The organism is Candidatus Endolissoclinum faulkneri L2 (genome assembly GCF_000319385.1).
GTDB lineage: Bacteria > Pseudomonadota > Alphaproteobacteria > Thalassobaculales > Thalassobaculaceae > Thalassobaculum > Thalassobaculum faulkneri.
Genome location: NC_019566.1, coordinates 691178 through 703754, shown reverse-complemented (window position 1 = coordinate 703754; position 12577 = coordinate 691178). Strand labels below are relative to the sequence as shown.

At 33.2% G+C, this 12577-nt stretch carries 7 protein-coding genes; 5 read left to right on the top strand and 2 right to left on the bottom strand.

Features of this window, described 5'->3' with window-relative positions:
• Positions 1-10: 10 nt before the first annotated feature.
• Both A1OE_RS02125 and A1OE_RS02120 read right to left on the bottom strand, forming a co-directional pair.
• Positions 11-2647 (bottom strand): TRAP transporter permease, encoded by a 2637-nt coding sequence (locus A1OE_RS02125; protein WP_015088441.1) that lies wholly within the window; start codon positions 2645-2647, stop codon positions 11-13.
• 166 nt (positions 2648-2813) lie between these two features.
• On the bottom strand, positions 2814-3797 hold the full coding sequence (locus A1OE_RS02120; protein WP_044283379.1) for a TAXI family TRAP transporter solute-binding subunit: 984 nt from the start codon (positions 3795-3797) through the stop codon (positions 2814-2816).
• A gap of 659 nt (positions 3798-4456) precedes the next feature.
• Here A1OE_RS02120 and A1OE_RS02115 point away from each other — a divergent pair.
• From A1OE_RS02115 to A1OE_RS02100, 5 genes are all read left to right on the top strand, one after another.
• On the top strand, positions 4457-5533 hold the full coding sequence (locus A1OE_RS02115; protein WP_015088439.1) for an extracellular solute-binding protein: 1077 nt from the start codon (positions 4457-4459) through the stop codon (positions 5531-5533).
• Positions 5534-6271: 738 nt separating this feature from the next.
• Positions 6272-6397, top strand: coding sequence for a type B 50S ribosomal protein L36 (gene ykgO, locus A1OE_RS04195; protein ID WP_081581159.1), 126 nt, complete (start codon positions 6272-6274; stop codon positions 6395-6397).
• A gap of 1985 nt (positions 6398-8382) precedes the next feature.
• Positions 8383-9141, top strand: a complete 759-nt coding sequence (locus A1OE_RS02110; protein ID WP_015088434.1) for an MlaA family lipoprotein — start codon at positions 8383-8385, stop codon at positions 9139-9141.
• A gap of 188 nt (positions 9142-9329) precedes the next feature.
• A complete protein-coding gene (locus A1OE_RS02105) occupies positions 9330-9923 on the top strand; it encodes an MlaC/ttg2D family ABC transporter substrate-binding protein (RefSeq protein ID WP_015088433.1) in 594 nt (197 codons plus the stop codon).
• A 1707-nt stretch (positions 9924-11630) separates the two neighbouring features.
• Positions 11631-12395 (top strand): SDR family NAD(P)-dependent oxidoreductase, encoded by a 765-nt coding sequence (locus A1OE_RS02100; protein WP_015088429.1) that lies wholly within the window; start codon positions 11631-11633, stop codon positions 12393-12395.
• The last annotated feature ends 182 nt before the right edge of the window (positions 12396-12577 follow it).

Sequence of the window (12577 nt, the reverse complement as noted above, 5' to 3'; positions counted from 1 at the left end):
GCTGGCCTTTTCAAAATGCTAATAGTTTAGTACGTCTACGTTGTAGTGAGATAACTAACCAAAGGAGCAAGAGTGCAGGAATATAAAATATCTCTTTTGGTATGCGACTTGCCTTAACATGAATTTCGCAGATATGTACTGGGTTGTCTTTGTCATAAAAGTCAAAATCTGATAGATTTCGACTAGTAATATTACTAGAATTACCAAATTGGAGTGGTTCATCCAACTTAACAATACCATCTTCTATCCTTACTAGAATACCTGCGTTCTTTAACCTATCTTCTCCACCAGCATCCGCCCCAAGAGGTACTACGATAGTAGTGTAAGCTGCTGAATCTGATCCATCTAATTTCGGCCCCTTTATGACCAAACGCAAATCACTATTTTCAGGTATTTTATTTGCTATTTCAACAATATGTACCGGTTCAATTTTCTCAAATGGATCTTCAATTAGGTCAAGCCAAAATCCCGGACGAAATAAGGTGAAGGCTACCAGAAGCAATGCTATCGCTTCCCAGAGACGATTCTTAGCAAAGAAATAGCCCTGAGTTCCCGCAGCAAACAGTAACATTGCGCCAGTAGCAACTATAAAGACAAATACCGCTTCTACTGAAGTGACATCAATTAGTAACAAATCCGTATTAAAAATAAATAAGAAAGGAAGTGCTACTGTGCGTAAAGAATAGTAGAAGGCAGTAAAACCAGTGTTGATCGGGTTAGAACCTGAAATCGCAGCTGCAGCAAAGGAAGCAAGACCTACAGGTGGAGTAACATCCGCCATTATGCCGAAATAAAAAATGAACAAATGTACTGCTATTGGAGGTACAATCAAACCGTTTTGCGCAGCAACTTTAAGTAAAACGCTAGACATTAAAGAAGATACAACTATGTAATTAGCTGTGGTTGGTAAACCCATTCCTAGGACTAAAGAAAAAATTGCTACTAAGACTAACATAGCCATCAGATTGCCTCCAGAAAGAAACTCGATAAAGTCACCAACTACCTGGTGAGCACCAGTAAGCGAGATTGTACCGACGATGATTCCAGCGGCACCAGTAGCAATCGCAATACCGATCATGTTTCGAGCACCAGCGATTAATCCTTCTAAAATCTCTGATAAACCACGTGTTAATCCTGTAGATAAGCCTCCAGATTTACGAAATATCGCTTTAAGAGGATGCTGAGTAATTAAAATAAACAACATTGCAATGGTCGCCCAATAAGCGCTAAGTCCGGGAGATAATCGCTCAACCATTAGACACCAAACCAGAACTATAATAGGCAACAAAAAATAAAGGCCGGATAGAATTGTCGGCCTTATTTCGGGTAAGCTAGTAACTGGAGAGTTAGGATCGTCCATTTCCAGTTCTGGCAATCGAGCGGCCACTATTAACAATACAATATAGGCCACCAAAAACAAAATGCACACGGCATAAAAAGTGAATTCACCAAATACTCTCTTAGTCCAGCCAAGCGAATAATAAACCATCGCTGCCGGAATAGCTATAGAAAGAAAGCCAGTCAGCAAGCCTATAACAGTTTCTAACATTGAGCGTGGGCCACCTGGTTTTGGCAAAGCAGTCATATCAGCTTTCAGCGCTTCTAGATGGACTATGTATAGCAATGCTATATATGAAATTAAAGCTGGTAAAATTGCGTGACGTACTACTTCAAGATAAGTCACGCCAACATATTCTACCATAAGGAAAGCTGCAGCCCCCATAACTGGAGGCATAATCTGACCGTTTACTGAAGAAGCAACTTCTACGGCTCCAGCTTTGTTTCCAGAAAAACCCACACGCTTCATTAATGGTATGGTAAAAGTTCCTGTAGTAACCACATTAGCTATGGATGATCCAGAGATTAGTCCAGTCATTGCTGAAGAAATTACCGCTGCTTTTGCTGGGCCACCTCGCAGGTGGCCCAGCAAAGCAAAAGAAACCTTAATGAGGTAGTTGCCTGCGCCGGCCTTATCAAGCAACGAACCAAATAACACAAACAGGAATACCATTGACGTTGATACGCTGAGAGCAACTCCAAAAACACCTTCTGTTTGCATCCAAAAGTGCCACATGGCCTTCCCATAAGAACCACCCTTCCACTGAATAACTTCCGGGATAAAGGCTTGGTGGCCGAAAAAAACATAAGTGAGAAATACCAAAGCGATTATTACCAATGGTAAGCCGAGAGCCCGGTAGGTACAGATTAAAACCGAAAAGATACCTAATGTGGAAATCAATAAATCCACCTCAGTAGGCAATCCAGCTCGCTGCGCTATTTCATACTCAAACAGTATCAAATAGCAACAGGATATTACTCCAAGAAATGCCAAAATCCAATCGTACCATGGTACCCGATCACGTGGGGAGGATTTAAATAGAGGATAAGACAAAGCGGCAAGGACAAAAGCGAAAGCTAAATGTACGGCCCTGGCATTGTCGGAGTTAAAAACCACCTGAAGGCCCGTGATATTACTAATAGTGAATGGCAAATTAGATGCATAGTAGAGCTGAAATAGAGACCAAGCCAGTGCTAACCCGGCTAATAATTTGGCCACAAACCCTACAAGTACCCTGTTGCCAGTATCAGTAGAAGCGACGAGATCTTCAAGATCGACAGCGTTGGATGTGCCGTTCTGATTATTCATAATCTACGGATCCTTATAAATCTTAGGAACGCGTGGCAGATAATATGGCGATATCAAAGCATTACTATGGCAGGAAAATACTTAATTTTAGTCAGCACCGAAACTTTCGGTGGGGCTGCAAACAAACAGAGTCGAATATAGTAAAGAAGCAAAGCTGCCACTGAAATTACATCAAACCAAGTTCTTTATAAGCTTTAATTGCTCCTGGATGTAGCGGAGCAGATAAAGCTTCTTTAATCATTTCTTCAGCCTTGAGGTTGGCAAAAGCTGGATGCAGTTTCTTAAAATCTTCCAAATTGCCAAAAACAGCTTTAGTAAGTGTATAAACCACCTCATCAGATACTTTAGATGAAGTCATTAAGGTAGCTCCTACGCCGAAAGTATCGATATCATTGGAGCTACCTGGATAAAGACCGCCTGGAATCGTAGCCTTGCGATAATAAGGATGATCAGCAACCAGCTTGTCAAAAGCAGGACCCGTGATACTTACCAGATTAGCTTCACAGGTTGACATCGTCTCGGAGATTATAGCTGCTGGATGACCGACCATCGAGAAATTTGCATCGATTTTATTATCACACAAAGCTTCAGCAGTCTCAGAAGCTTTAAGTTCGGCAGCAAGTTTCAAATTATTGCGCTTCCAGCCTAGTGCCTGTTCTATGATTTCCCAAGTATTGCGTGTACCAGAGCCGGCATTGCCAATATTAACTCTAGTGCCTTTCAAATCATCAAAGGTCCTGATGTTTGCGTTTTTACGAGCTACTATAGTTACCGGTTCAGCATGAAGAGAAAATACGCTGCGTAGTTCCCTAAATGGGCCGACGTTCCCAAAGGTACCTGTACCATTGTAAGCATCGTATTGTACATCCGATTGCACTATGCCGAATTCGAGTTCATCTGAATGGATGGTATTTGCGTTGTATATCGAACCACCAGTAGATTCCACAGAGCAACGTATACCATGCTTTTTCCGATCCCGATTAATTAAACGGCAAATTGCTCCTCCAGTTGGATAATATACGCCGGTGACTCCACCGGTACCTATAGAAATAAATTGTTGTTTTTGTGCTGATGCTGAAGAAAAGTTGATAGTAAGAATCGTGCTTGCTTCCAACAATACAGCAAATAACGCAATAACAAGCTGCCTCATATGAATTTTCCGCAAAGAACGATAACTTTTGCGCTGAGAAAGTATCCACAAATATCTAGTTGCAGTACAAAGCTTGGGCAAAATAACAACCTCCGCTATATCAACAGAACTTTGCTGTTGCTAAAACATACTTTAGAAGTATACTACTCAGTAAGTATCTTTAGATAGTATCTAAAGGATGACAAGGCCAACGTACTCTTAACAAAGAATAACTTCATACTCGCCAACCTAAAAAGTTTCTTAATTAACTAATGAACGCTCAAGATACACGAAGAATAATTCTTAATGCTCATTAAAAGTAAGTTTTATTACACTTCAATGAGCTAGCATGCAAAATTAAACTAAATCATTTGGATCCAAATGATTTACGAAGTGTATTCCAGCTAATTAAAAAAAACAATGCTTAATGTTAGGCTAAGTTATTTTTTAGATAGCTAGTCCAGTACATTGTATAAAATATCAACATTACAGTTGAACCAACGCATCTAACACAGAAGACTTTAAGGTTAAAATTATTTTGAATTTTTATGTGATTTCGGAAGATACTATAAAATCTATATCTTACAAAAATGTATAGTTTATTGAGGTGGCTAGTTTAAATTATCTTTATATCTTAAGCTTCTTAAGTTTACTGGTGAATTTTTTATTGAGGAATAAAAATGCAAAGCGCATTAGGGAAATGGCACCTTAAGAGCTTGATTATGTCGCTAAAGGGTGTAATTATACTCCTGCTTGTATGCGGTATTAGCAGCCTTCTAGCTGAGGAGGTGTTCGCTACAACAGAAGAAATTAACCTCTATTCTTCCAGGCATTATGATCAAGATGAACGATTGTATTCTGAGTTTGAAAAACAAACTGGCATAACCATTAATCGAATTGAAGGTGATGCTGATGAATTGATTCAGCGTATCAGTAGCGAGGGTCATAACAGCCCGGCTGACGTTCTCTTAACCGTTGATGCTGGAAGACTTTGGCGAGCTACTAATCTGGGCATTTTTCAATCAGTACACTCTACTTTTCTCGATTCTCGAATACCAGTCTACTTGAGACATCCGGATGGCTTATGGTATGGTTTTTCTCAGCGTGCGAGAATCATCTTTTATGATAAGTCTCGTGTTTCACCATTGCAGGTTCAAAACTATAACTCATTGACTATGCCTTCTTTGAAGGGTATGGTTTGCACACGATCGAGTTCGAATGTTTACATGCTGTCTCTTATGTCCGCGCAAATCGAGCACGCTGGCGTGGATGGAGCTAGGAATTGGGCTTCTGGAGTTTATAAAAATCTAGCTCGTAGTCCGCAAGGGTCAGATACAGACCAACTTCGCGCCGTTGCTTCTGGTGAGTGTGGAGTTACATTAGCCAACACGTACTATTTTGCTCGTGCTTTGCGTGGCGAAGTAGAAGGGATAAATAAAACTAGTATTGCTAAAATTGGCTGGGTATTTCCCAATCAAGATACAACCGGTGCTCATGTAAACATCTCTGGCGCTGGTATCGTTGCCACAGCTCCTAACAGAAAAAATGCTATTAAGTTCCTAGAGTATCTAGCTTCTGATAGTGCCCAAGAATATTTTTCATCAGGCAATGATGAATATCCAGTAGTGCCAGGTGTAGCAATTAGCTGTGCTCTCGCAAAACTTGGTATATTTCGTCAAGACACCATGAATTTGTCCAAGCTTGGAGAGCATCAGCCATTAGCTCAGCAAATTTATGATGCAGTCGGATATAATTAGCTTTACGATATTTCAAAAAAAAATTCTGGCACATATTCTTAACTTCGATGTGCTTCTTGAACTATCTTTTTACTTATTCAGGCAGAAATTAAATGCTTAGACTAAATTACAATATGTAAAAGATAAATCAGAATTGTAAAATAAAAAATTTTACCTAGAGCATCTTTATTTTATAAAGTTTAGTTTGGTATTAAGGTGTAAATTAGCTATTACTAAAGCTATTTAATATTGTTATGTTGGTTGGATTAATTAGAATTTTTTGTAATTTATTGTTTAAGCTAACTATAAAAAATTAATTGAATCATTCCTCCATTATATGGTGGATTGATAATAATCTTGTGTTTTTTTTGAAAAAAAGAGCAATAATTACACTACTTTGGCTTATAAACTAAATAATTTCTGTTATTATGTGAGCGATTAATTGATAATATTTTCTTAATTCGTTAAAGATTCATTGATTTTTGCAATCATCTACTAAATTGTTTAGTAATAATAAAATTATTTCGTTGTGTAGTAAAATCATGTTAAATGGTTATTAGTTTATATAATATGATTTTTGAGCAAAAAACTTTAATTTACATAAAAAATAACACCAAAGCATAGTTTGTGATTATATTGTTAATCATTAATAATAGTTAAAAATAATAAAAGATGATTGATTTATTATTAATAGTTTTTGTTAATCGTCGGAAAATTTATGTTTTATGCAGTCTCTGCTAGACTTTGAAAGGCAATCTGATGCGTGTTGTAAGTTCACTTAAAACTTTAAAAAGTCGTCACAAAGCTTGTCGAATTGTCAGGCGTAAGAGGAGGTTATATGTAATAAATAAATCTAAGCCACGCTTTAAGGCAAGACAAGGTTAGACTAAGACCAAAATAGTTTTGGCTAAAACTAATATATTGCTAAGTATACAAAATAATTATTGTAGTTTTATTAGGTATTTAAGGTTAAAATTWAAAATTTTTATAGTTAACTTTAACATATTTTATTTTGAAAATAGAAGAATTTATACACAGCGAAATTAGAAAATTTTTACGTTATATTTTTTGAAGCATTTCAGTATGAAAAAGTATATTTAAGAAAGTTTTTAAGTATAGTTTTGTTGTATTACTTGCTTAAATATGTCATAAATAATCGTATATCATCCAATGATAGGTAGAAATGCTTTTTGATAAATGTTATTAACAATTTATCATATTTGTGCTTCATCATAAAAATTAATTTTTCCGATTAGCTAGCGAAGTTAGTGATTAATATTTTAGTATCGAATACTGGAAAATTTTTTAATCCGAAATATCTTTCTGCTTTATTTAGCTATATAAAATAGCACCATAATTAAACTAATCTACATCGTAAAATAACAATACGAAATATTAATTATATATTACGATAATCATCGATTGATTTTGTTTTTTGTAGTTAGAGTTTGAAATAACTTTGACGAAGTTTCTTTCATTAAGTTTCTAACCAATATGAAAAATTCATCGATTTCTTAACAATATGCAGTATCATCTATACGTAGCCCAAAATTAAAAGAACAAAGAGAATTAAGAGTTATTTTTTAAATTTATACCGAATATACCGAAAGTATTCAACTCAATAGAAGTTGATTAAAAAAATCAAGTAAAGAATTGCGAACACATGTCTTGAACTTCATCAAGTTTGATGAAAAGTAAAATTTACCACCATTCATATTACTATAATGAATAGTTTTAGTAATTTTTTATGTGCAGAGATTACTTTGATAATGATCAAATAAATAGCAGATTTTCTGCACTATCACTAACGATTAGTATTTAAATTAAATCTTATCTACAATTAGTTAAGAGAAAACTTACGAAAAAAACATTTCTTGTTCATGTCCGCATTTGTAGATAAAGCCATCTTTTGTTCTGTGTGTTTATTAAATCATAAAGAAATCTGGAAAATTATTTAATAGATAGCCGCAAAGTATCATATTCTACAATGATCGAAACTATTTGGATTTAATAATATTTTAAGGAAATCAAGACAATCCTAAACTAAATGCTTAAATATGGGAAATTAACCTCTATGCTTTGTACAGATAACAAATAAGGTTAGTATTTCATATTCTTACTGATAGTATAGTAAAATCTTTAAAACAATCTAAATAATATGACAATTTATAAATGTATAATTTGGTGATATATATGAGTTCTAAAGAATAATTAAGAACATCATCAATGTATAGATTAATGATCGAAAATTTAAATAAATAACAGAATTTGCGATTAAATTTTTTTTAAATGTATTCCATACTCTTGGTATGTAATACATAATCGAATAGTTACTATTAATTAAGTATATTAAATTACACATTTATATATTAGATTATTATAGGTATAAATTTATTATAATCTTTTAAGGATTTGAACTTGTTACAGTATTCAAATAAAAACTGTAATTGCAAAAAGATAAGTGCGTATAGATGCAATACATCTAGTCATGTTAGTCGTACTTAAGTTATCAAAAATGCGATTACAAAATAACAAAATGCGTTCTGTCCAATGATATATTCATAAATACTTTTTTGTAAGCGGCAAATTGTCAATTTGATTAAGCTAAATAAAAAGTTAAATGCTTTTATCAAAACAGCAAAAAAACAATGGATAAAATTTGCTAATAATTTGAGTACAGGCGATATAATTATAATACTAACTTATTTAGTAAATGCAAAATACTGACTTTTTGTAAAAAAAAAAGGTTTTCCGCAATAGACTTAATTTTTTTATTAAGCTTTAACATCTGAGAATCCTAAATAATTCACTTTTCTGATAAATTAAAAATTACAGTATTAATTTATTTTTAGTTAATTAGAAGAAAGTAAATGAGGATTGTCTGTTTCTCAGTTTTAGTTTTCTGGTGGAAAGAGATGCGCTTTATGCTGCGATTGAATATAGGAAAAGCATTGGTATTAATTTTACTTTCCAGCTGTGTATCTCAAGAAGGCTTGAATGACCAGTTTGCTGACGATCCAATTGAGCCGGTCAATCGGTTAGTATTCTCTGTAAACGATGTTATCGATACCGTGCTTTTGCAGCCAACGGCATATGCATATAAGAAAGTAATTCCTGCGCCAATACGCGAGGTTGTTTACAATTTTCTCGACTGGTTAAGTTCTCCTGTATATATTGTAAACAGTGCTCTGCAAGGAGATTTTAAGGGTTTAAAACATAACACAGCTCGTTTCGTCGCTAATGCTCCAATGTTTGGTCTAGTAGATAATGCTACTGGCCTTGGTCTAAAGCGTAGGCCAGAAGATTTCGGTCAAACCTTAGCAGTTTGGGGTGTATACGATGGTCCATATCTAGTTCTGCCTCTTCTTGGACCATCAAATCTGCGTGATACAAGTGGTTTATTAGCTGACTATTTCATGGACCCAACTAAGCATATTAGAATTTATGATGGCAAGCAAATTCGATTTCAAGTTGCACGGCATGTTGGCGAAGCCATTGATTTTCGTGCTCGCAATTATCAACAGATAAAAAACATTAAAGATACTTCGATAGATTACTATGCTAGAGTTCGTACTATATACAAACAGCGTCGTAATTTTTTAATAAAAAATAACCCTTCCTCTTTTTAGAAAAAAAAGATATTTTATAAATCTTCAATTTTAAGAAAATTCATCAGTCTTAATGATTAATTAATTATACTATAATGAGAATGATAAAATTAATAATTAAGCTCTATTACATAAAATTTATCTTGTATTATAACAAATCATTATAGACAATATATCTTTTTATAATTTACAACGGTAACGATTAGTAAATGAGCCAAATCATTCGATTATTTGTCTTATTTTTTTGCATTTTTTGCTCAGCTTCCCTAGCTAAGGCTGCATCTGATGCAAGCTCTCTGGTTGATGAATTTGCTGATAAAGCAATTACTCTGATGTCTTATTCCAGCGTAAGCGAAAACGAGCGTCGCGAGAAATTTGATCAGCTTGTGCAGAAGTATTTTGACATACCTGTAATTGGACAGTTTTTGTTAGGAAAATATTGGCAAACCGCCACTCAAGCCGAGCGCGAAGCTTATCTTAAAGTTTTTACCAAAAATATTGTTTATACATACGCTCGTCAATTTGACGAATACTTCGGTCAGAGACTAGTGATCGATGGTACTCGTAAAAATGGTCGGTTCGATGTTGTTTCCAGTCGGATTGTTTTACCGAACAACAGTGAAGGATTTCATTTGGAATGGCTAGTAACTGAATCCAATTCTACTTTCAAGATTGTTGATGTTATTGTTGAAGGCGTTAGCATGAGCGTTACTCAACGCCAAGAATATACTTCGTTAATCCAAAACAATGCAGGTAATATTCAAGCGTTAGTGACCGCACTAAATCGCCAAATAACAAGATGAGAATTATCTTAATAAAAATAACACATATAACTTCAATGACAGATATATTATATATCTGTCATAACTAATATAATTATTTTGAAATTTACTTACTATTTTATTAATTAAAATTACTAACTTAAAATTAGCCAGAATACAATAAAATGTATTACTCTATATTATATCTAACATCCTTGAATTAATTTAGCTAATTAACTTAATATTTAATTTTTACTTATTAAGTATTTCCATGCCTCTTATATTACAAAGCGATCTAAATATTGTAATAATTTTTAACATAAAAATCTAACTTCATAAGCGTGTTTATAGATATCAAACGATTTTTATTTAGTTGCTTTCTAGGCATTAGTTCCTCTTATGAAAATAATGAAAATCAAATATTTTATTAATAGTATATATTAGCAAATTTCTTATAGCAATTAAGCTTAAAATTAGTAAAAGGCAATTTCCGCATTGTGGAATTAATAAATTCCTCTATTAATACGAATATTTTAACATTCGCCCAATACTCATTAAAAAAAACAAATGATATGTATGAAATAATATCTTGATTAGTAGTCGATAGCTTATAATTACCGTCATTTTAGTTATCAAAAGCTAATTTTGCTTTTTAAGAAAATTAAAATGATTTTTATTTTATATAAAAAGTTAAAATCTAACTCAAAAGTATAAAATCGAAAATACACTTTAAAAATCTAACGAGCAATAATTAGCTCGGATATTTAATTCGATAATTAATAAAAAATGACAATCGAATTAAATTAACAGTAATAATTAAAATTATATGTATTGTAACAAAAATTAACTTAGTAAAAAATATTAACAATTAAAAATTAATTGAAACAATAATCATAAGATATAGTCAATTATTATTATAATCCTTAATATTTTACTCTAGATAGTTAGTGTGGTATACAAAATATAAATTTTTGTGTAGATATAATAGAATAACCTTTATTTTAATAGTAATTAAGATTAATAATAACATTAATACGGTAAATAGAAGAAGATTGTTTCTGTGTAATAATTAATAAATCTTATATTTTAATTATTATAAAAGTATATTTATACTTGAAGGAATATTACTTTTATATTTTAGGTTTACATTATTCTAATGGTTTAAGTATAATTAATATCAGAGAAATTACTTAATTTATTAAAAATTTGACGTATTATTTGGTATAGGCAATCGTTTATATCAGATATTGCTTTGAAATTTAGTCATAGATCGTAAAAAACAGGATAATTTTAGATTACTAGACGATTTAAAGCTATATTTAGTAGAATACATTTACTGCAAGTAATTTTCATCGATCCAGTAATAATTATTATTACAATAATAAATAAATTATATGAAATATCGACATAGTAGAAAAATAATATTATAGAGACTATAACCGTATCATTTATGGATAATACTTAAGAAAAGCTAATTCAGTTAAATTAAAATAGCCTATAATGATATGTAAAAAAAAGATAGCTCTCTAAGAGCTTGCTTGCTTTTCTTATGAGAGATCTATGTGATTATCTTTTAAATAGATTAACAAATTACCATAAGGTATTCGTCGTAAACATGCTTCTGCGTTATGAATAATAAATTGCTAACTAATAAACTGTTTTTAACAACGCCTAACTAAAAACTTTGCTGGTTTTTTTAAATTAGATTAATACAAATACGCGAAAGCATAATTAGTTAAGGATACAAATATGATTTGTAAAGCGAATAAAGTATTTATAACGGGAGCAACTAGTGGATTTGGCAAGGCAATTGCTCAACGCTTTGATGCAGAAGGTTGGCATACAGTTATCTCAGGTAGGCGAAGTCAGCGCTTAAATGCATTAAAGCAAAATTTATTAAACCCATGCCATAGTATCGTTCTAGATGTGCGTGATCGTAATGCGGTAGAGAAAGCGGTTCGAGATTTACCAGATTCATTTAATCCGGTTAACGTTTTAGTCAATAATGCCGGCTTAGCTCTCGGAATGATGGATGCCGATGAAGTTTATATTGACGATTGGGAACTTATGGTTGATACTAATATCAAGGGTCTTCTGTATTGTACCCGCACTATATTACCTCAAATGGTAAAAAATGGTACGGGGCATGTGATAAATATTGGTTCGATTGCTGGATATTGGCCATATCCGGGCAGTAATGTTTATGGTGCTACCAAGGCCTTTGTTCGCCAGTTTTCTCTAAATTTACGCGCCGATCTGGTTAGCAAAAACATTCATGTTACTGATATAGAGCCTGGTTTAGCAGAAACAGAGTTTTCTGAAGTGCGATTCAAGGGCGATAAAAAAAAGGCAGCGGCCATCTATAAAAATGTTGATTCCATCAAGCCTAATGATATTGCAGATGCAGTATTTTGGACAGCTTCCCGTCCACGCAATATCAACGTAAATAGGATTGAGATTATGGCGGGAGCTCAGGCTTTCTCACCGTTCAATATAGTTCGTGGGCTAAAATAATCAGTTACTTAGAATAACAACTTTTACTTAATGATTTTTAACCAACAATAAGCGTGACGTTAGGCACCTATGTAGGTGCTAAGTTTTTGCAATGATCAATAATATTAATGAACATAGTTTTATAGATTTTGTCTTTGGATCAAGAATCTATTTCACATAGCTAGTTAATGACATAATAGTTT